We start from the raw sequence: 21,384 nt of genomic DNA, 5'->3' as shown, positions 1-21,384 counted from the left end.
GCCGCTGCTGCTCTTCGACGCCGCCTTTCGGCGTCCAGCGTGCCCAAGGAATCCGCCTTCATGCCGCCCCATGCTCCGCTTCGCCGCAACCTGCTTGCCCTGCTGGTCTGTGCATCGCTGCCGTCGCTTGCTCTGGCTGAAACCGCTCCTGCCACTGAAGCACCGTCGGCGACGACCCTCGATTCGATCTCGGTGATCGGCCGCGGCGAGGCCCGCCAGGTGCAGCGTGTCACCGCGGAAGACATGAAGGTGCTGCCGCCGGGCGCCAACCCGCTGAAGCTGCTGGCCAGCAAGCCGGGCGTGCATTTCGAATCGGCCGACGCCACCGGTGCCTATGAGTGGTCCACCAGCATCAGCCTGCGCGGTTTCAACCAGAACCGCCTCGGCTATACGCTCGATGGCATCCCGCTGGGCAACATGTCCTACGGCAACAGCAATGGCCTGCACATCAGCCGTGCCGTGATCAGCGAGAACCTGGGCGGTGCGGAAGTGTCCACCGGCATCGGCGCACTGGGTACGCCGTCCACCAGCAACCTCGGGGGCGTGTTCCAGTTCTATTCGATCGATCCGTCCACCGAGTACGGCGTGGTGCTGGCGCAGGGCTTCGGCAGTGACAATGCGCGCCGCAGCTATGCACGCCTGGAGACGGGCGAGCACCAGGGCTTCGCCGCCTATCTGTCCGGCGCGTATTCCGAGGGCGACAAGTGGAAGGGCAATGGATCGCAGGAGTCGAAGCAGTTCAACGGCAAGGCCACCTACCACTTCGGCGAGGACAGCAGGATCACCGCGCTGTTCAATGGATCGCGCCGGGTCGAGGCCGATTACCAGGATCTGTCGCTGGAGATGATCGATCGCCTCGGCTGGAACTGGGACAACTATGCACCGGACTGGGATCGCGCGGTCGCTGCTGCGAACGGCCAGTACAGTGGCGGCGTCAACAGCCCATGGGACGCGTATTACTCCGGCCATGGCCTGCGCAATGACGACCTGTCCAGCATCGCCGGCGATTTCGGCCTGAACGATTCGATGCGGCTGAAGGTCAACGTCTACAACCACAGCAATCGCGGCCAGGGCCATTGGTTCAGCCCCTCCAATCCGTCCAACCCGGGTACCAGCCGGGAGATTCCGATTTCGATCCGCACCACCGAATACGCGATCGACCGTACCGGCGTGACCTCTGCGTTCACCTGGAATGTCGGCGGCCACGAACTGGAAGCCGGCCTCTGGTACGAGGACAACGGCCACAGCGTGCAGCGCAATTTCTACTACATCGACGGTCCCATCACCGACGATTTCTTCCTGCGCAATCCGGACCAGCGCGTGTGGAACCAGCACTACACCACCATCACCCGCCAGTTCTATGTGCAGGACCGTTTCCGCCTGTTTGATGATCGCCTGACCATCGACATCGGTGCCAAGTCGCCGCACACCCGAACCAGCGTGCGCACGCCGCTGGGCAACTACGCGAACAACAGCAGCCTGACCGCGAAGAAGGGCCTGCTGCCGCAGGCCGGCTTCAACTTCAAACTCAACGAAGGCAACGAGGTCTTCGGTTCGTTCGCAAAGAATGTCGCTGCCTATGCACTGGGCGTCGGCAGCCCGTTCAACGTGCCGCAGGCCGACTTCGATGCCAGCGCAGGCAACCTGAAGCCGGAACAGTCGCGCACGATCGAGCTGGGCTGGCGCGGCTACGGCCGCGGCTATGAAGCCTCGGTCGCGGTATATGACGTGAAGTTCGACAACCGCCTGCTGGCCATCGCCCAGTGCGTGGGCATCCTTGGCTGCCCGGCACTGTTCTCCAACGTCGGCTCGGTCACCAGCCGCGGTGCCGAAGCCATGCTGCAGTTGAAGCCGATGCAGGACCTGGCCTGGTCCAATGCGCTGTCCTGGAATGACAGCACCTATGACAACGATTACGTGAACAACGAAGTGGTGCCGACCCGCGGCCGCAAGACCGTGGACACGCCCGAATGGATGTTCGCCAGCACGCTCGCCTGGACCCCGGGTCCGTGGGACATGCGCCTGTCGGCCAACCATGTCGGCAAGCGTTACGTGACCTACACCAATGATCTTTCGGTGCCCAGCTACTGGCTGGTCAACGCGTCGGTGGCCTACGACTTCGGTGCGATGGGCCCGGCGCAGAACCTGACGGTTGCACTGAACCTGACCAACCTGACCGACAAGCGCTACCTGTCGTCCATCAACACCAATGGCACCTACGCCACTGACCCGACCCGCAGCCTGGCGACCATGCAGGTCGGCGCGCCGCGGCAGGTGATGGCCACTGCCACCGTCCGCTTCTGATGCGCGCACCTGTCGATCCGGAAACCCGTCGCCGCTTGCTGCGCATGGCGTGGCAGGGCACGGGGGCGGCGATCGCACTGGCGGCGATGCCGGGGCTGGCCACGGCCGGCCCGCGGCCGCGGCTCGGGCGCGATCCGTTCACGCTGGGCGTCGCTGCTGGCGATCCGGATCCGCAGGGCGCGGTGCTGTGGACGCGGCTGGCGCCGGACCCGCTCAATGGCGGCGGCATGCCCGCGCGGGCGGTACCGGTCCGCTGGTACGTGGCAGAAGACCCTGGCATGCGCCGGCTGGTGCAGCGGGGTGTTGCTGCTGCCGTACCGGAACTGGCGCATTCGGTGCACGTGGAGGTCAATGGCCTGCGCCCGGGCCGTGACTACTACTACCGGTTCGCCTGCGACGGGGATGAAGAAAGCGCGGTCGGCCATTTCCGCACCGCGCCGTTGCCCGATACGCAGCTGCAGCAGCTGCGGTTGGCCCTGTGCACCTGCCAGGCCTGGAACAGCGGCTACTATCCGGTACTGCGCGATATCGCGCGGAGCGATGTCGACCTGGTGCTGCACGCCGGCGACTACCTGTACGAGTACAGCCCGCTGCAGAATGCACGCGGCAGCACGCTGGATGCAGCGCGCTTCAGTGGCGAGACCGTCAGCCTGGAGCGTTACCGCGACCAGTACGCGCTGTACAAGCTCGATCCGGACCTGCAGGCAGCGCATGCCGCGCATGCTTTCGCGGTGATCTGGGATGACCACGAGGTGCAGAACGACTACTCCGGCATCCATCCGGAGAAGCCCGGCGTATCGACGGAAGATTTCATCGTGCGTCGGGCGGCGGCCTACCGCGCGTTCTACGAACACCTGCCCATGCGCAGCACGCCGGCAGGCAATGGTGGCCTGCGCGTGCACCGGCGGCTGCGCTACGGTGATCTTGCACAGCTCAGCCTGCTCGATTGCCGCCAGTTCCGTCCCGCCAATCCCTGCGGGGTGGGCGAATCGGCGCGCTGCGAAGCAGCGATGGACCCGCGCATGAGCATGCTCGGTGTGGGCCAGGAAGCCTGGTTCGCCCAGTCAATGATGGCCGCACAGGGCCTGCGCTGGAACGTGGTGGTGCAGCAGTTGCTGATGGCCCAGCTGCGGCTGGATGCAGGCACCCCGCGCGAGCGCTTCTGGAACGACGCCTGGGACGGCTATCCGCTTGCGCGCAACCGCCTGCTGCAGGCGCTGCAGACAGGCGGGCAGGGCAACGCGATCGTGCTCGGCGGCGACTGGCACTCCACCTTCGTCAACGACCTGAAGCTGGATTTCGATGCGGCCGACTCGCCGGTGGTGGCCACCGAATTCATCGCCCCGGCGATCAGCAGTGGCGGCGACGATACCCCGTATGGCCCTTACTACGGCCCGTCGATTCCGCAGAACCCGCATATCCGCTATTTCGACGGCGACCGCCGCGGCTGGTGGAAGCTGCAGCTGAACCGGCAGACCGTGGATGCCGAACTGCGCTTTGCCGACAGCGTGCTGCGTGCCGATGCCGAGGTGCGGACCGCAGCGCGCTTCCAGGTCGTCCACGGCCGACCGGGGGCCGTGCCGGTATAAGCCCCGGACGGCGCTCAAGTTCCCCCGTGACCTGCCGTTACCGCACCGGTAACAGGGGGAAACATCACCGTCCATGACCCATTGCTGCTCGTGCAGCGATGGATCAGCGCGTGCGCCCCCTTCATTCAAGGGGAACGGATCGATGTCGGCGGTAGCAGGGAAGAGTGGGGTGGGGCGCGGCGTCGCCTGGATGTGCGTGGTGCTGTTGCAGCTGCTGGCAGGTACGGGCGCTGCGCAGGCGGCGTCGGCCGTGTGCGAGGCAATCAACCTGATCGGAACCACGACCAGCGAGATCCGGTCATTCGCACAGGGTGCCTTCCTGCCAGGGGAGTCGCTGACGGTCCGTTTCACAGACAGCGGCGAGAACATCGGCAAACCGCCGAACTCGGCCGACGCCATCATTTTCCGCAGTTTGAGTTTCGGCCCGGGAGGCTACGACTACCGCAGCAACACCGGGTCTGCAGGAGCGCACAGCGGAACGGTCGACAGCAGCTTCCTGGTGGCCAACGGCCTGTTCATGAGCATCAAGACCGGAAGGTACATCAGCCCGGTCGAGATCCGCTGCATTTCCGCTGCCGCACAACCGCTGGAGCTGGCGCCGCCGGTGACGCAGCAGTTCACCGTCGGCAGCGCAGTGGATTTCAACCTGGCCGCCAGCGGCGGCACCCTGCCTTACAGCTTCGGCATCAACATTGGCACCTTGCCCGCCGGGCTGGTGCTTGAGCCGACGGGGCGCCTGCATGGCACGCCGCAGGTCGCGGGCACGTTCAGCTTCAGCGTGGAGGTCACCGATGCCGCGGCCGCCAGCGCGCAACAGCCGCTGTCGGGCAACATCGCGGCCATCGCGCCCGATGCCCCCGGCCAGGTCGTGGCCGTCGCCGGCGATGGCCAGGCCGTGGTCAGCTTCACCGCACCGGCGCAGACCGGCGGCGCGCCCATTGTCCAGTACGCAGTGATGGCGTCCACGGGCGAGTGGGTGCTCGGCACGCAGTCGCCGATCACGGTGACCGGCCTTGCCAACGGCATGCCCGTGCAGTTCCAGGTGATCGCCAACAACGGCAGCCAGGCCAGCCAGCCGTCGCAGCCAAGCGCCGCGGTCACGCCGATGACCGGGCAGACGATCCAGTTCAATGCACCCGGTGACCAGCCCTTGAGTTCGCTGCTGGCACTGCAGGCCACCGCGAGCAGCGGCCTGGCCGTCGAGTACGAGAGCCTGAATCCGCTGGTCTGCGTGCTGGAAAGTGCAGGCAACCTGCGCCTGTCCGCGCTCGGTACGTGCACGGTGCGCGCACTGCAGCCCGGCAACGCCGGCACGCGCGCGGCGCAGCCGGTGGAGCGCAGCTTCAACGTGGTGGCTGCCCGCGCGTCGGCGCCGACCCTGCGTCGCGTCGAACGGATCGGCGCAAGCAGCGTGGACGTGTACTTCGATGTACCCGCCAGCGACGGTGGCAGTGCCATCCTCTCTTACGAGGTGGCAGCGCGCCCGGGTGCTGCTGTGGTCAGCGGTGGCTCCAGCCCGGTACGCATGAGCCGCCTGCACGCAGGCACGACCTATACCTTCGCCGTGCGTGCGCGCACCGCGACAGGGCCCGGCACCTTCTCCGCCGAGTCCGATCCTGTGACGATGCCGACCGTGCCGCGCGTGACCGGCCTGCAGGTACCGGCCGACGGCCGCTACCTCGCCGGTGCCAGCCTCGATTTCCTGCTGGTCCTGGACCAGCCGGCAATCGTGCAGGGCATGCCCGAACTGCTGCTGTCGATCGGCGGGCAGCGCGTAGCCGCGACCTATCGCGCTGGCTCGGGCAGCAACCTGCTGGCTTTCAGCTACGCCGTGTTGCCGGGCCAGTTGGACGAGGACGGCATCGGCATCGACGGCCTGCAGCTGGCCGGTGGCAGCATCCGCAATGCCGATGGCATCGACGCTGTGCTGGCGCTGGCAGGCGTGGGCGCTACCGGCGGCGTCCTGGTGGGCGCGCAGCCGGCTGCCGCGCCGTCCATCACCGGCGTGGTTGCAGGCGATGGCGTGGTGACGCTGCAGTTCGCAGCGCCCGCGCAGGATGGCGGCAGTCCGGTGCTGGATTACGTGGTGACCGCGCAGCCCGGTGGCCTGCAGCTGCAGGCGGCCGCTTCTCCGGCAGTGTTCACTGGCCTGCGCAATGGCACTGCGTATCGCTTCACGGTGACCGCGCGTACCGCAGCCGGGCTGGGCGCGGCGTCCCTGGCATCGGACGACGTGGTGCCGATGGCGCAGCAGCAGATCCAGTTCGCACCCCTGGATGCCCAGGCTTTCGGCAGTACGCCACAGGTGCTGGCCAGTGCCAGCAGTGGCCTGGCGGTGTCGCTGTCCAGCAGCACACCCCGGGTCTGCAGCGTCGCTGCCGATGGCCGGGTGACCCTGCTTGCGGCCGGTACCTGCAGCATCGACGCCGATCAGCCGGGTGACGCCGCGACCCATGCCGCTACCCGCGTCAGCCGTTCGTTCGCGGTGCTGGCGGTGGTGCCGGGCGCGCCGCGCATCACTGCGGTCGTACTCGCTGCGGGCAGTGTGGACGTCAGCTTCCAGGCGCCGACGTTCGAAGGCGGCAGTGCGGTCGACAGCTATCTGCTGCAGGCGCTGCCAGGTGGACAGAGCGTGCGTGGCAACGGCAGTCCGCTGCGTATCGACGGGCTGTCCACCGGCATCGCCCATCGCTTCGTGGTGACCGCCTTCAATGCGGCGGGAGCCGGTGCGGCATCGTTGCCGTCCGATCCGCTCACCGTGCAGGGCGCACCGGCGGTGACCGGTGTGCAGGTGCCGTCCGTCGGCCGCTACCTCGCCGGACAGGTGCTGTCCTTTGCGGTGCAGTTCGACCAGGGCCTGCAGGTGGGCGCTGCGCCGCAGCTGCTGCTGCGCATCGGCACCCAGCGTCGGCTGGCCACGCTCTCGGCGGTGGAGACGGAGGTGCAGGGCAGTGTGCTGCGCTTCCAGTACACGCTGCAGGCCGATGACCGTGACGAGGATGGCATCGAGGTGGAATCGCTGCAGGCTGCTGCCGGCAGCCTGCGCAATGCACAGGGCACCGAGGCACGCACTGCGCTGGCCAACGTCGGGGCGACCGCCGGCGTACGCGTCGGCGCCGACCTGCCGTCGGCCGCCGCCAATGTGCGCGGCGTGGCCGGTGATGGGCAGGTGCAGGTGCATTTCGATGCAGCGTCGGCCGGCAGTGGCGCCATCGTCGATTACACCGTGACCGCGCAGCCCGGTGGCATCAGCGCAACCGGTACGACCTCGCCGATCACCGTGCGTGGCCTGGCCAACGGCAGTGCCTATCGTTTCGTGGTGGTCGCACGCAGCGAATACGGCAGCGGCGTGGCGTCGGCCGCCTCGGCAGCGGTGGTGCCGTTGCCGGACCTGGCCGTGGCCGATTCCAGCATCGTCGTGCCTTACGGTGCCGCAGCCGTCGTGCTGCCGCTGTCGGTGGGCGGTGTGGCCGAGCAGGTGCAGCTGACCGTGGGCCCGCAGCATGGGCAGGTTGACGTGCAGGGCACGACGCTGCGCTACACACCGGCCGCAGGCTATGCCGGCAACGACAGCATCAGTTACACCGTCAGAGATGCCTTCCGCACGTCGGCACCGGCCACGATCACGATCACCGTGGGTACGCCGACCGTGGTGCTGCAGTCGGCTGCGTTGCCGTTGGGCGAGGCTGGCACGGCGCTCGACGCGCAGCTGTCGAGCAGCGGCGGCGCGGCGCCTTACACCTACGCCATTGTTGGCGGCAGTCTGCCGACAGGCCTCCGCCTGGATCGCAGCGGACACCTGGCAGGTACGCCGGTGGCCGCGGGTCGTTTCGATATCGAGGTCGAGGTGACCGACAGCAGTTCCGGCAGCGGTCCGTTCCGTGCGCGCCGCGCATTCGTGCTGAACGTGGCGGCTCCGCAGATCGGGGAAGTCGAAGCCCCGCTGCCAGCGGCAACCCAGGCTGGCCCGGTCAGCCTGCGCCTGCAGGCCCGTGGCGGTACCGCGCCCTATGCGTTCCGCCTGATGTCGGGTGTGCTGCCGCCGGGCGTGCTGCTGTCCAGCGACGGCCAGGTGCAGGGCGTGGCCACCGTGGCCGGCGTGTTCGATTTCGACGTGGAAGTCAGCGACACCTACGGCTTCACCGGCGTGGCGCGCTACCAGCTGAAGATCGCGCAGGCCGCGCAGGCGATCACCGGCTTCAGCGTGGACCCGGCAACGCCGGTCTACAGCGAGGGCGGCAGCTTCGAGGTCTCCGCGCTGGGTGGTGCGTCGGGTCAGCCGCTGCGTTTCGGCAGCAGCAGTCCTGCGGTCTGCAGTGTCAGCGGCACCCGCGTCGCCATGCTGGCGGCAGGGCGCTGCGTGCTGACCGTGGACCAGGACGGCGATGCCAACCATGAAGCGGCCGCGCAGCAACAACACGTGGTCGATATCGCGCTGGCCGTGCCGGTGCTGGCGTGGAGTGCGGACCTGCAGCGCCTGCTGGAACAGGGCAGTTTCGAACTGCCGCTGCCGACCAGCGCCAGCCCGGGTGCCTTCAGCTTCCATAGCAGCGACACCGCAGTGGCCAGTGTCGAGGGCCGCACTGTGCACGTGCACGGCGAAGGTCGTGCGGTGATCACCGCCGAACAGGCCGCTGCGGGCAGCTATGCCGCGGCCAGTGCCGAGCTGGTGCTGGTGGTGAACATGCGCCCGGACCCGACCCGTGACCCGGGCGTGACCGGGCTGCTGCAGGCGCAGGTGGATGCGAGCGTGCGGTTCGCCAACGCGCAGCAGGCCAACATCCGCGAGCGCCTGCGGCAGGTACGTGCGGGCGGCAATGCCGACAGCAACACGCTGTCGGTGTCGACCGGCGCACGCGGCCCGGAGGCGGCGTCGCTGCCGCTGGGCCAGGCCATGGAGAGCGAGCGTCCGCTGCTGCCCGCCGGCTGGGGTATCTGGGCGTCCGGCACGGCCACCTACGGCCGGGGTGGCGCGACCGGGGCAGGGCGGTATGACCTGCGCAGCGACGGCCTGACCGTGGGCGTGGATCGTCGCCTCGGTGACAGCGCACTGTGGGGCGTGGCCGGCAGCATCGGCCGCAACGACAGCGAGCAGGATGATGCCCGCACGCGCCTGCAGGCCGACCAGCGGTCGCTGGCGTTGTATGGCTTGTGGCGCGGCAACGCGCACGTGTTCGTCGATGCGGTACTGGCCACCGGCAACCTGCGCTTCGACCTGCAGCGCTGGAGCCGCGATGCCGGCGCGATGGCGGTGGCCCGTCGCGAGGGTTCGCAGTGGTTCGGTTCGCTGGCGCTGGGCTATGAGCAGGTGCTGTCGGGCATGCGCATGAGTGGCTACGCACGGCTGGACGGCAGCCGCAGCACGCTGGATGCCTACCGCGAGCACGGCCTGGGCGAACTGGATCTGGCCTACGGCCGCCACGTCGTCGACAGCCGCGCGCTGGCGTTCGGCCTGGAAGGCAGCGCGGTCGAATCGGCCGAGGCGCGCATGCGCCCGTTCTGGAGCATCGAGTACCGGCAGGCGCTGCAGGACCGGGGCGAAGCAACGTTGAACTACGCCGAGTGGGCGCGTCCGCAGGACTACCGCCTGGCGATGCGCAGCTACAACGATGATCTGCTGTCGCTGTCTGCCGGCGTCGACATGTCCATCGCGCGCGGCTGGATCCTGTCGCTGCTGCTGGGCCACGAACAGGCCCGGGGCAGTGATCGTTCCAGCAGCGTCGGCCTGCGCCTGAGCAACGGCAGCCGCTGAGGCCGCCAGCGCGATAATGCCAGCGGCGGCACCGGGCCATGCCCGGCGACCGCCGCTGCACCGGGTTTCATCGCCCCCAGCCCGGTTTCGTCGCAATCCGTTTGCGGCGGCCGCGGGCGCGCGGCACGGTGGTCACAGGCGGCAGGGTGCCGCTCAAGGAGACCGTCATGAAGACCTTGTTCGCGCTGGGCGTGTGGTGCCTGCTGTTCGTGCTGTGTTGGCCGTTGGCGCTGCTGGCGCTGATTGCCTGGCCGTTCGTCTGGCTGCTGAGCCTGCCGTTCCGCCTGGTCGGCATGACCTTCTCGGCGTTGTTCGCTTTCCTGCGTGCGCTGTTCATGCTGCCGGCCCGCGTGCTGGGCGGCCGTGCGGTGGCGGCATGAAGGTGCTGCTGCTGGTTGCCCTGGCAGCGCTGGCCGGCCCGGCACTGGCGCAGTCGCCGGCACCGTCCTCGGCGTGGTTGGAGCGCCAGCAGACGGCCGCTGCCGATGAGGCGGATGCGGCCGGGTCGAGGTCTGCGAAAGCGCCCGAGGCCAAGGAGCGCTGTCGGGTCGTGAAGCAATGGAAGGTGGGGGACACCGTGGTCAAGCACCGCGTGTGTGATGACCCGCCAAAGCCCGCGGCGCCCGCCCGGCAAGGGTAGAGCCGAGCCTGCGCTCGGCTGCTTTTTGCACCGGCCAGCCGAGCATGGGCTCGGCGCTACAATGGGGCTGCCGTCTTCTGTAGAGCCGAGCCTGCGCTCGGCTGCTTTTTGCATCGGCCAGCCGAGCATGGGCTCGGCACTACAATGGGGCTGCCGTCTTCTGTAGAGCTTTTTGCACCGGCCAGCCGAGCATGGGCTCGGCGCTGCATCAGGCCGCCTCGGCGCGCAGTGCCGCCTGCACCGCCGGGCGCGCATTGATCCGGCGGACGTAGGCCTCCAGCGCCGGCCACGCTGCAAGATCGATCGCAAAGAAGCGGCACCAGCCGAGCACGGTGAACAGATAGGCGTCGACCACGCTGAAGGCGGCGCCCATCAGGTAGTCCTGTGCCGCCAGCGTCTCCTGCAGCAGGTCGAAGCGCTTGAACAGTTTTTGCCGGAAGAAGGCCTTGGCCTGGTCCGGCAGCGCCGCATTGAACAGCGGCGCCGAGCCGGCGTGGATCTCGCTGGTCACGAAGTTCAGCCATTCCTGCAGGCGCACGCGCTGCCAGCTTGCAGGCGGCGGCGCCAGGCCGCTGTCCGGCCGCAGATCGGCCAGGTACTGGACGATGGCCGGGCCTTCGCCCAGCACCTGCCCGTCATCCAGTTCAAGTGCTGCGACATAACCCGTGCGGCTGATGGTGCGGAAATCGCGGCCATCGCTGGTGCGCTTGGTCGCGTTGTCGACCTTCACCAGTTCGAAGGGAAGGCCGAGTTCGCGCAGCACGATATGGGGCGAGAGCGAGCAGGTCCAGGGTGCGTAGTACAGCTTCAAGGGGAGCCTCCGGTGGCAGGGAAATGGCAGGGGCCTGCCGATCCAGGGCAGTCTGCCCAGCGCGAGCGCGGTGGTAAAATTAATGTTCGACTTCATTGCCATAAGTTGAGCTACTGCATCACATGATGAATCTCGCGCATTGGCGGTTGCTGGTGGCCGTGGCCGACGAGGGCACGATCTCGCGCGCGGCTGACCGCGTCGGCATCACCCAGTCCGGCGCCAGCCAGGCCATCGGCCAGCTGGAGGCCGCACTCGGCTTTCCGGTGTTCGTCCGCGAGCGCCGCCAGGTGGATGTCACGGCGCTGGGCCAGCAGGTGATCGATCACGCGCGGCGCATGCTGGACGGCCTGCAGGCCATCCGCGCGCTGGCTGACGACAGCCAGGGGCTGAGCGGTGCGCGCATCCGCCTGGCAACGTTCCCCTCGATCGTTTCGACCGTGCTGCCGGCACTGCTGCGCGACTTCCAGCGCCGCCACCCGGGCATCGAAGTGGTGGTGGTGGAGGGCACCGACGAGGAGGTCGAACAGTGGCTGGCTTCGGGTGCGGTCGAGGTGGGCGTGGTGCTGAATCCTGCACCCGCGCGATTGCCGTTGGCCCTGGGGAGCGATGCGTGGATGGCGGTGCTCGCGCAGGCGCATCCGCTGGGGCGTCGCGCCACCGAGCGCGGAATCGCGCTGGAAGAACTGGCTACCGAGCCCTTCATCCTCGCCACAGGCGGGTGCACGGTGAATGGCCAGCGGCTGATGGAGGACGCAGGCCTGCAACTGACCGACGTGCGGATAACGGTGCGCGACTGGGCCAGCGCCTGCGTGCTGGTGCGCGAGGGACTGGGCGTTTCGCTGGTGCCCGAATCGACGCTGCCGTTGGATCGTCAGGGGCTGCGGGTGCTGCCCGTCACCCCGGGCATCCGCCGCGTGTTCGGCCTGGTCTGCTCCCCGGCGGCGCCCGCATCGCGGGCAACGCAGGTCTTCATGCAGGTACTGGGCGCGACGGCTGCCGCCAGTGAGTCCGGGTCAGCGTGAGCCCGTTGCCGGCGGTGCAGGCACGACCTGCTGCTGGCCATCGCTGTACATCATCATGATCTTCTCGCCGCGGTAGGGCAGCACGACCACCGGCCGCCACGGATCGCCCTTGGGCGAGGTGGCCTTGGCCGTGACAGTACAGCCGCTGTCCTTGACGCCGCAGCGGCGGATGGCGATCTGCAGGGTGCCGTCGGCGGAGCGGTAATCGACGCCAGGTGAGTGGAACAGGGTTTCGCCCGGCATGCTGTAGCGGATCCGGATCTGGTTGGCGCCGAGCACGCTCACCTCGACTGGCTGCACCGAGGCCCTGCGGTAGTCGCCTTCGAGTGGTTCGGCTGCGCAGGCCAGCAGCGGAACCAGGGTTGCCATCAACATCACCGCAGCGGTGCGCGACGTGCGGGCGAGGGGAGTCGAGCGCATGGACTTTCCTTCCTTGGTCAGATGCCCCGATCATTGAACCGCAGCATTGCAGGGTCAAGACACGCGGCGCTGTTGCAGGCAACAAAAAACCCCGCCGAAGCGGGGTTTTTCGTTTGCAGGGAAGTGCCGACCAACGGTCGGCACCTACCGTGATGCAGATCAGTTCGCCTTGTGGATGGCGCGCTTGCTGACCGCCATCGCCGCGTCGTGGATCACTTCCGACAGCGACGGGTGGGCGTGGCAGATGCGGGCCAGGTCATCGGCCGAACCGCTGAACTCCATGGTCAGCACGCCTTCGTGCACCAGCTCGGAGACGTTGGCGCCGACCAGGTGCATGCCGAGGATGCGATCGGTTTCGGCATGGGCCAGGATCTTCACGAAGCCTGCCGGCTCGATCATCGCCACGGCGCGACCGTTGGCGGCGAACGGGAAGCTGCCGGCCTTGTACGGAATGCCTTCGGCCTTCAGCTGTGCTTCGGTCTTGCCGACCCAGGCCAGTTCCGGCTCGGTGTAGATGACCCACGGGATGGTGTCGAAGTTGACGTGGCCCGGCAGGCCGGCGATCAGTTCGGCAACCGCGATGCCTTCCTCGAAGCCCTTGTGCGCCAGCATCGGGCCGCGCACGCAGTCACCCACTGCCCAGACGCCGTTGACGCCGGTGTGGCAGTGCGCGTCGACTTCGATCTGGCCACGCTCGTTGACCTTCACGCCGGTGCCTTCGGCCAGCAGGCCCTTGGTGGCGGCGCGACGGCCGACGGCCACCAGCAGCTTGTCCACGGTCAGGGTCTTCTCGCCTTCGCTGTCGGTGTAGGTGACAACGACTTCCTTCTTCTTGCCCTTGCCGGTGATCTCGGTCTTGGAGACCTTGGCACCGAGGCGGATGTCCAGGCCCTGCTTCTTGAATTCCTTGGCAGCGGTCTTGGCCACTTCGGCGTCGGCCACGGCCAGGAACTCCGGCAGTGCTTCCAGGATGGTGACTTCAGCGCCCAGGCGCTTCCACACGCTGCCCAGTTCCAGGCCGATGACGCCGGCGCCGATCACGGCCAGGCGGTTCGGCACTTCGGTGAAGTCCAGGCCGCCGACGTTGTCGACGATGGTGTCGCCGTCGAACTTGGCGAACGGCAGTTCGATCGAATCCGAACCGGCGGCGATGATTACGTTGGTGCCCTTCAGCTCGACTTCCGAACCGTCGTGCTGCTTCACCTTGACCACGTTGCCCGGCTGCAGTTCACCGAAACCGTAGTAGGTGGCGACCTTGTTGGCCTTGAACAGCATGGCGATGCCGCCAGTGAACTGCTTGACGATCTTGTCCTTGCGGCCAACCATCGCTTCGACGTCGATCTTGGCATCCTTGAAGCTGATGCCGTGGTCGCCAAAGATGTGGCCCATGTTCCAGAACTGGCGCGAGGAATCCAGCAGCGCCTTGGACGGGATGCAGCCCACGCGCAGGCAAGTGCCGCCCAGTGCCGGCTTGCCGTCCTTGCCCAGCGCTGCGTCGATGCAGGCGGTCTTCAGGCCCAGCTGTGCCGCGCGGATGGCAGCGTGGTAACCGGCCGGGCCTGCACCGATGACGACGACGTCGAATTGTTCAGCCATTGAATTATTCCTTGATGCATTACCAGAACCCCTCCGCGCGGGCGCGGAGGGGCGGGAGGTCTCTTACAGGCCGAACAGCATGCGGCCCGGGTTTTCCAGCTGGTTCTTGATGTCCACCAGGAACTGCACCGAGTCCTTGCCATCGATGATGCGATGGTCGTAGGACAGGGCCAGGTACATCATCGGCGCGATCACGACCTGGCCGTTCTGGGCGATCGGACGCTCCTTGATGGCGTGCATGCCCAGGATGGCGCTCTGCGGCGGGTTGATGATCGGGGTCGACAGCAGCGAACCGAAGGTGCCGCCGTTGGTCACGGTGAAGGTGCCGCCCTGCAGTTCGTCCAGGCCCAGCTTGCCGTCACGCGCCTTCTTGGCGTAGTCGGCGATGGTCTTTTCGATGTCGGCGAACGACATGCGCTCGACGTTGCGCAGGACCGGGGTGACCAGGCCCTTCTCGGTGGACACGGCGATCGAGATGTCCGAATAGCCGTGGTAGATGATGTCGTCGCCGTCGATCGAGGCGTTGACCAGCGGGAAGCGCTGCAGGGCGTTGGCAGCGGCCTTCACGAAGAAGCTCATGAAGCCCAGCTTGATGCCGTGTGCCTTGACGAACTCGTCCTGCAGGTCCTTGCGCGCGGCCGACACCTTGGACAGGTCGACTTCGTTGAAGGTGGTCAGCATGGCGGTGGAGTTCTTCGACTCCATCAGGCGCTCGGCGATGCGCTTGCGGATGCGGGTCATCGGCACGCGTTCTTCCGGACGTGCGCCACCGGCCTTGCCGGCGCCGCCGTTGCGGGCGAAGTTGACGATGTCTTCCTTGGTCACGGCGCCGCGACGGCCGGTACCGTCGACGTCAGCCGGGTTCACGCCTTCGGTGATGGCGGTGAAGCGGGCACCCGGCGGCAGGGTGTCGGCAGCCGACTTGGCAGCCGGGGCCGGAGCGGCGGCAGCGGCCGGAGCAGCGGCGGCCGGGGCAGCGGCTGCAGCCGGAGCGGATTCAGCGGCCGGAGCCGGGGCAGCAGCCACGGCGCCTTCTTCGATGATCGCCACGACCTGGCTGGAGGTCACGGTGTCGCCTTCCTTGAACTTGATCTCCTTGATCACGCCATCGACCGGCGACGGCACTTCCAGGACGACCTTGTCGGTTTCCAGGTCAAGCAGGTTTTCGTCGCGCTTGACGGCGTCGCCCACCTTCTTGTGCCAGGTGGCGATGGTGCCGTCGGCGACGGATTCGGGCAGTACCGGGGCTTTGACTTCGGTGGCCATTGCGGGAGCTTCCTGGTTTGTCTTCTAAATAGGGGGAGGGTTATTCAGCGAACGTGTCGTTGAACGGGTTGACCAGTGCATCGGCGACCAGCTGCTGCTGTTCGCGGACGTGGTCAGCCATGTGACCGGCAGCCGGCGAAGCCGAACGTGCGCGACCGGCGTAGTGCAGGTTCTGGCCTTCGGCCAGGCAGAACTGCAGGTGGTGGCGGATCTGGTACCACGCACCCTGGTTCTGCGGTTCTTCCTGCGTCCACACCACGTCGGTGGCCTTGCCGTACTTCTTCAGTTCGGCGGCCAGCAGCGCACGCGGGAACGGGTACAGCTGTTCCACGCGGATGATCGCCACGTCGTCCTGGCCACGCTTGGTCTGGTCTTCCAGCAGGTCGTAGTAGACCTTGCCCGAGCACAGCACCACGCGCTTGACCTTCTTGGCATCGGCATTGGCATCGCCGATCAGGTGCTGGAACTCGCCGTTGGCCAGCTCGTCCAGGGTCGACACGGCCAGCTTGTGGCGCAGCAGCGACTTGGGCGACATCACCACCAGCGGCTTGCGGGTGGTCAGGTGCAGCTGGCGGCGCAGCATGTGGAAGGCCTGTGCCGGGGTGGACGGAACCACGACCAGCATGTTCTCCAGCGCGCACAGCTGCAGGAAGCGCTCCAGGCGCGCCGAGCTGTGTTCCGGGCCTTGGCCTTCATAACCGTGCGGCAGCAGCAGCGTCAGACCGGAAATACGGCCCCACTTGGCTTCGCCGGCGGCGATGAACTGGTCGATCACCACCTGGGCGCCGTTGGCGAAGTCGCCGAACTGGCCTTCCCAGATGCACAGGGTGTTGGGATCGGTGGTCGAGAAACCGTACTCGTAGGCCATCACCGCTTCTTCGCTCAGCAGCGAATCGATGATGGTGGCCTTCTCCGGCGAATCCACCAGCTGCCGCAGCGGCAGGTAGTAGTTGTCGGTCTTCTGGTCGTGCAGGATCGCGTGGCGGTGGGTGAAGGTGCCGCGGCCGACGTCCTGGCCGACCAGGCGCAGGGCATTGCCCTCGTCCAGCAGGGTGGCGTAGGCCAGGTTCTCGGCAAAGCCCCAGTCGCCCGGGATCTCGCCGGCGGCCATCTTGCGGCGGTCGTCGTAGACCTTCGACACGCGCGAGTGCAGCTGCACTTCTTCCGGCACGGTGTTGATCACCTTGGCCAGCTCGACCAGCTTGTCCTTGTCCACCTTGGTGGAGATCTCATCGGACAGCTTGCCTTCCAGCAGCTTCGGCCAATCGACGAACAGCGGGCTGGTCGGCGGGGTCTTCTCGACCTTGGCCAGTTCGGTGGTCACTTCGCCACCGTCCAGCTTGTCGCGGTACGCATCGACCATCGCCTTGCCGGCGCCGGCGGCGATCACGCCTGCCTTTTCCAGCTGCTCGGCGTACAGCTCGCGGGTGGTCGGGTGCTTGCGGATCACCTGGTACATCAGCGGCTGGGTGATCGCCGGTTCGTCGGCCTCGTTGTGGCCCCAACGGCGGTAGCACATCAGGTCGATGACCACGTCCTTGGCGAACTTCTGGCGGAACTCGAAGGCCAGCTGCGCGGCGAACACGACCGCTTCCGGATCATCGCCGTTCACGTGCAGCACCGGTGCGGCGATCATCTTCGCCACGTCGGTGGCATAGCGCGTGGAGCGCGTATCCAGCGGGTTGGAGGTGGTGAAGCCGACCTGGTTGTTGACCACGATGTGCACGGTGCCGCCGACGGCGAAGCCGCGGGCCTGCGACATCTGGAACAGCTCCATGACCACGCCCTGGCCGGAGAAGGCCGCGTCGCCGTGGATGAGGATCGGCATGACCTGCTTGCGGGCGGTGTCCTTGCGGCGCTCCTGGCGCGAACGCACGGAACCGGCAACCACCGGGTCGGCGATTTCCAGGTGCGACGGGTTGAACGCCAGCGCCAGGTGCACCGGGCCGCCGTCGGTGGCCACGTCGGCCGAGAAGCCCATGTGGTACTTCACGTCGCCGGCCGAGGCGTGCTCGTCGTGCTCGAACTTGCCTTCGAACTCGTCGAACAGCTTGCGCGGGTTCTTGCCGAGGGTGTTGACCAGCACGTTCAGGCGGCCGCGGTGGGCCATGCCGACGACCACGTCCTTGACGCCATCCTTGCCGGCGCTGCGGATGATGGTGTCCATCATCGGGATCAGCGAGTCGCCGCCTTCCAGCGAGAAGCGCTTCTGGCCGACGTACTTGGTGTGCAGGTAGCGCTCGAGGCCTTCGGCGGCGGTCAGGCGCTCCAGCGTGCGGCGCTGGGTGTCAGCGTCCAGCTGGTAGTTGCCACCGGCCAGTTCCAGCTTCTTGTAGATCCACTGGCGCTGCTCGACTTCGGCGATGTGCATGAACTCTGCGCCGATCGAGCCGGTGTAGGTCGCCTTCAGGCGTGCCAGCAGGTCACGCAGCTTCATGCGCGGCTGGCCGCCGACGCCGCCGGTGCTGAACTCGCTGTTGAGATCGCCGTCGGACAGGCTGTGGAACGGCAGGCCCAGGTCCGGGGTGTTGACCGGCGTGGTCAGGCCCAGCGGGTCCAGGCGCGCGTCGAGGTGGCCGCGCGAGCGGTAGGCAGTGATCAGACGACCGACATTGCGCTCACGCTCGTCGCCTGCACCCGTGCCGGTGCCGGCTTTCAGCGCATCCTTGGCCGCGTCCGCGATGTGGGAGATGACGGCCGAGTGCGGAATGTCGCCTGCTTCACGGCCCTTGAAGCCGTCGAAGTAGGTTTTCCATTTGGGATCGACACTATCCGGGGAGACCAGGTACTGCTCGTACAGGTCCTCGACATAGGAGGCGTTGCCGCCGGCGAGTTGCGAAGATTGCGCAAACTGCTTCAGTTGATTGTCCACGATGGAGGGTGCTGATTCGCTTTGTGGGGTATGGCTTCAGAAGGACCCTGCAGGAAAATGAATAGCCCTGCACGGGCGCGTTCAAACGGCCAAATTGTACCCCCATCCGGACACGAAGGGGCACCGCCAACGGCATTGCGCGTCCCCCGGTGTCGCTCCCAGACAGGTTTGTCCGGGACAGCGCGCTCAGATGCCGAGCGCGCGCAGTTCGCTGCAATCGCGCGAACGGTCCCAGACGCGCTGCAATTGCTGCTCGAACGGCTGCGAACGTGCGGGCAGCGCGATCCCGGCTTCGCCGTCGAGACGATGGCCGATAAGACGAAAGTAGAAGTCGCCCGCGTCATTGACCAGGCAGGCCGAGGCCAGCGCACGGTCGATCGGATCGCTGACCTCGCGGAACTGGATCACACTGGGCAGGCGCTGGGCCAGCGCCAGCAGCGGGGAACCGGCAGCAGCAATCGCCGCCGCGTCGTGCACGATCACCCGCAATTGCTTGTCGTGGCGGGCGGTGGCGAAGCGGCGCAGGGCCGCCTGCACCGGCGCTGCATCGAGCAGGCCAGGGTCGAGCTGGCGGCTGTGCAGCCACAGTTGGCGCCGTGCCCGGTGGATGATGGCGGTGCTGATGGCGACGGCCTCGGCGCGGCTGTCGATGGCGCTGGCCACGCCCAGCCGGCGGCGCATCTGCTGGTGGCCGATGCCGGCCTCCTCGAAGACCGCGCCTTCGGGCAGGAAGCCCTGGCGGGCGTAGAAATCACGGGCCGGCAGCTGCGCATGCAGGTGCACCTCGGCCAGGCCGAGCGCGCGCCCGGCCTCGACCAGTGCGTCCAGCAGGGCCTCGCCGACGCCCTGGTTGCGGTGGCTGGCCAGCACCGCCATGCGGCCGATGCGGCCATCGGGGGCGAGCCGGCCGGTGCCGACCGGCTGGCCATCCGCGTCCAGGGCCAGCACGTGGGCACTGACCGGGTCCAGCGCATCCCGCTCAAGCTCGGCGGCGATGCCCTGTTCCTGCACGAACACCCGCTGCCGCACGTCGTGGATGGCGGCGTGGGCGTCGGCGTGGTTGACCTGCTGGACCCGGATGGTGGCCATGGCTCAGGCGCGGCCGTCGTTGCTGTCGTCTTCGTCGTGGTCTTCGAAGTTGACGATGACCTCGATGCCATCGTCGTGCACGTTTACGGTGTGCACGTCGTCGGAGACCACCTCGTCGTCGAGCTCGGCCACCTGGTCGTGGCCTTCGACCACTTCGCCCAGCACTGCGGCGTCCTCGCCTTCGTCCTCGTCCTCGGCGTCAAACACCTCGTTCGGGTCGATCAGCTGGAACACGCCGCCGACCAGCAGCTGCTGCAGCACCGCGCGGCCCTTGTCGGACAGGCCACGGTAGGCCGCCGCGTCCAGCTGCTCGGCGCCGGCCAGGCGCTGTGCATCCTTCACCGGCAGGGCGAAATCCTGGCCGCTGACATAGAGGCTGGCGCCGCGCTTGGCCCGGCGCCAGGCCAGGCGTGCCCACGGGTGGCGCTGCAGCAGCAGGCCCGAAGCCAGCGCCTGCACCACTTCTTCCGGTGCCGGTGCCGCCTGGTGGGCCATCACCTCGCCCGCCGCGCGGTAGGTGGTGATGAAGCGGCCGAACCAGTCGCCCAGCTTGTCCGGGTCGTTCATGCGGATGGCGTTGAGCGCGGTGATCACCCGTGCCATCGCCACCGTATCGATTTCGTTCGGGTCGGCCGGGACCTTCAGGTCGGGATCCTGGTAACGGATGTTCTCGTCGGCATCGGCGATGAGCGTGTCCAGGTAGTCGCTGATCAGCTCGGCCGAGGCCGGCGCACGCATGCCGAAGGAGAAGGTCAGGCAGGGGTCTTCGGCCACGCCGTGGTGCGGCACGTTCGGCGGCAGATACAGCATGTCGCCCGGCGCCAGCACCCAGTCGTGGGTCGGCTTGAACACCTGCAGCAGCTTCAGTTCCACGTCCGGGCGGAAGCCCAGCGGGGGGCGCTTGCCCTTGATCGATTCGCTGGCGTCGATCTGCCAGCGGCGGTGGCCGTGGGCCTGCAGCAGGAACACGTCGTACTGGTCGACGTGGGCGCCGACCGAGCCACCGGTGGCGGCGAAGCTGATCATCACGTCATCCATGCGCCAGCGCGGCAGGAAGCTGAAGTGCTCGATCAGGGCGCGCACGTCCGGGTCCCATTTGTCGACGTCCTGCACGAGCAGGGTCCAGTCGCGGTCGGGCAGGGCGGGGAACACCTCTTCCTGGAACGGGCCGCTGCGCACGCGCCAGCCGTCCTGGGCCTTGTCGTGCTGGATCAGGCGCGCCAGCACGCCTTCCTCGCAGGCCAGCCCGGCCAGGTCTTCCGGCTGCACCGGGGTCTGGAAGTCGGGGAAGGCATTGCGGATCAGCAGCGGGCGCTTCTGCCAGAAGTCGCGCAGGAACGTGGCCGGGGCCATGCCCAGCGGCTTGCCGGGGCGGGCGGTGACTTCGATGAGGGGAGCGGTGGACTTGCGGGCGGCCATGGGGGATTCCTTGCAGCGGAAAGCGGGAGGGGCGGCGTGGCGGGCCGCCTGAGATCTCCATTGTCCGCCGTTCGTGGGGATTGCGCACGTGCGCGGGTTTGTCGCGGGGGTTCCGGCCAACGGCGGAGCCCCTCGTGGCGGGCGGGTGGGCCGCGGAATGCGCTGGGTTCATGGGCTGGACCGGGCGGGGTGGGTTCGCGGGACACGCCGTAAACCCATCCATGGGGGCTCGATGGCGCCATCCATGGCGCCAACGGTCCCGCGAACCCACCCCGCCCGGCCCCTGACAGTTTCCTGCGCGGCCCGCCACGGAATGGAAGAAGAAAAGCAAAAGCAACGCGGGTCGCGCGCTGCGCTTGCTCGTGCCGTTGTTCATGAGAAAGGCAGCCGAACGTGGGCTCGGCTCTACAGAAGTGCCGAAAAACAAAGAGGGACGCGGCGAAGCCGCGTCCCTCTTTCAAATTCCGTCCCGACAACGTCATCCACGCATGGCGTGGATCTACTCATCCGTCACCGGGAATCTGTCAGAGGCGGGGCGGGAGGGGCCAGCGGGACCGTTGGCGCCATGGATGGCGCCATCGAGCCCCCATGGATGGGTTCACGG

At 67.6% G+C, this 21,384-nt stretch carries 13 protein-coding genes; 6 read left to right on the top strand and 7 right to left on the bottom strand.

Going from position 1 to position 21,384, the window contains the following annotated elements; all coding sequences use genetic code 11:
- Positions 1–60: 60 nt before the first annotated feature.
- The 5 genes from AC3WL7_RS07475 to AC3WL7_RS07455 all read left to right on the top strand — a co-directional run bounded on the left by AC3WL7_RS07475 (position 61) and on the right by AC3WL7_RS07455 (position 10,285).
- A complete protein-coding gene (locus AC3WL7_RS07475) occupies positions 61–2,304 on the top strand; it encodes a TonB-dependent receptor family protein (RefSeq protein WP_492749881.1) in 2,244 nt (747 codons plus the stop codon).
- A complete protein-coding gene (locus AC3WL7_RS07470) occupies positions 2,304–3,893 on the top strand; it encodes an alkaline phosphatase D family protein (RefSeq protein WP_492749880.1) in 1,590 nt (529 codons plus the stop codon). Before AC3WL7_RS07475 ends, AC3WL7_RS07470 begins: the two co-directional genes overlap by 1 nt.
- 199 nt (positions 3,894–4,092) lie before the next feature.
- Positions 4,093–9,645, top strand: coding sequence for a fibronectin type III domain-containing protein (locus tag AC3WL7_RS07465; RefSeq protein WP_492749879.1), 5,553 nt, complete (start codon positions 4,093–4,095; stop codon positions 9,643–9,645).
- Positions 9,646–9,812: 167 nt separating this feature from the next.
- Positions 9,813–10,025, top strand: a complete 213-nt coding sequence (locus tag AC3WL7_RS07460) for a hypothetical protein (protein WP_492749878.1) — start codon at positions 9,813–9,815, stop codon at positions 10,023–10,025.
- Positions 10,022–10,285: a hypothetical protein gene (locus AC3WL7_RS07455; protein WP_492749877.1), complete on the top strand. Its 264-nt coding sequence runs from the start codon at positions 10,022–10,024 to the stop codon at positions 10,283–10,285. The genes AC3WL7_RS07460 and AC3WL7_RS07455 overlap by 4 nt, the downstream gene beginning before the upstream one ends.
- Positions 10,286–10,493: 208 nt before the next feature.
- On the opposite strand, the gene gstA is transcribed toward AC3WL7_RS07455, so the two are convergent.
- Positions 10,494–11,096: a glutathione transferase GstA gene (gene gstA, locus AC3WL7_RS07450; protein WP_492749875.1), complete on the bottom strand. Its 603-nt coding sequence runs from the start codon at positions 11,094–11,096 to the stop codon at positions 10,494–10,496.
- A gap of 125 nt (positions 11,097–11,221) precedes the next feature.
- On the opposite strand from gstA, the gene AC3WL7_RS07445 reads away from it, so the two are divergent.
- Positions 11,222–12,118, top strand: coding sequence for a LysR family transcriptional regulator (locus AC3WL7_RS07445; RefSeq protein ID WP_492749874.1), 897 nt, complete (start codon positions 11,222–11,224; stop codon positions 12,116–12,118).
- Here the strand turns inward: AC3WL7_RS07445 and AC3WL7_RS07440 are convergent.
- The 6 genes from AC3WL7_RS07440 to AC3WL7_RS07415 form a co-directional block, all read right to left on the bottom strand.
- Positions 12,110–12,538: a hypothetical protein gene (locus AC3WL7_RS07440; protein ID WP_492749872.1), complete on the bottom strand. Its 429-nt coding sequence runs from the start codon at positions 12,536–12,538 to the stop codon at positions 12,110–12,112. The two genes, AC3WL7_RS07445 and AC3WL7_RS07440, sit on opposite strands and share 9 nt — an antisense overlap.
- Before the next feature lie 159 nt (positions 12,539–12,697).
- Positions 12,698–14,134, bottom strand: a complete 1,437-nt coding sequence (gene lpdA / locus AC3WL7_RS07435) for a dihydrolipoyl dehydrogenase (RefSeq protein ID WP_200732189.1) — start codon at positions 14,132–14,134, stop codon at positions 12,698–12,700.
- A 63-nt stretch (positions 14,135–14,197) separates the two neighbouring features.
- On the bottom strand, positions 14,198–15,400 hold the full coding sequence (gene sucB, locus AC3WL7_RS07430) for a dihydrolipoyllysine-residue succinyltransferase (RefSeq protein ID WP_492749869.1): 1,203 nt from the start codon (positions 15,398–15,400) through the stop codon (positions 14,198–14,200).
- A 40-nt stretch (positions 15,401–15,440) separates the two neighbouring features.
- Positions 15,441–18,272, bottom strand: coding sequence for a 2-oxoglutarate dehydrogenase E1 component (locus AC3WL7_RS07425; protein ID WP_492749867.1), 2,832 nt, complete (start codon positions 18,270–18,272; stop codon positions 15,441–15,443).
- Positions 18,273–18,458: 186 nt separating this feature from the next.
- Positions 18,459–19,361, bottom strand: coding sequence for a GNAT family N-acetyltransferase (locus AC3WL7_RS07420; protein WP_492749865.1), 903 nt, complete (start codon positions 19,359–19,361; stop codon positions 18,459–18,461).
- Positions 19,362–19,364: 3 nt separating this feature from the next.
- Entirely contained in the window at positions 19,365–20,780 is a 1,416-nt protein-coding gene (locus AC3WL7_RS07415) for a ribosomal protein uL16 3-hydroxylase (RefSeq protein WP_283220850.1), read from the bottom strand.
- Between the last annotated feature and the right edge of the window lie 604 nt (positions 20,781–21,384).

This window comes from Stenotrophomonas sp. FW305-3-2-15-E-LB1 (genome assembly GCF_058787375.1).
The sequence above is the reverse complement of the archived record's forward strand: the minus strand, read 5'-3'. Positions and strand labels throughout refer to the sequence as shown.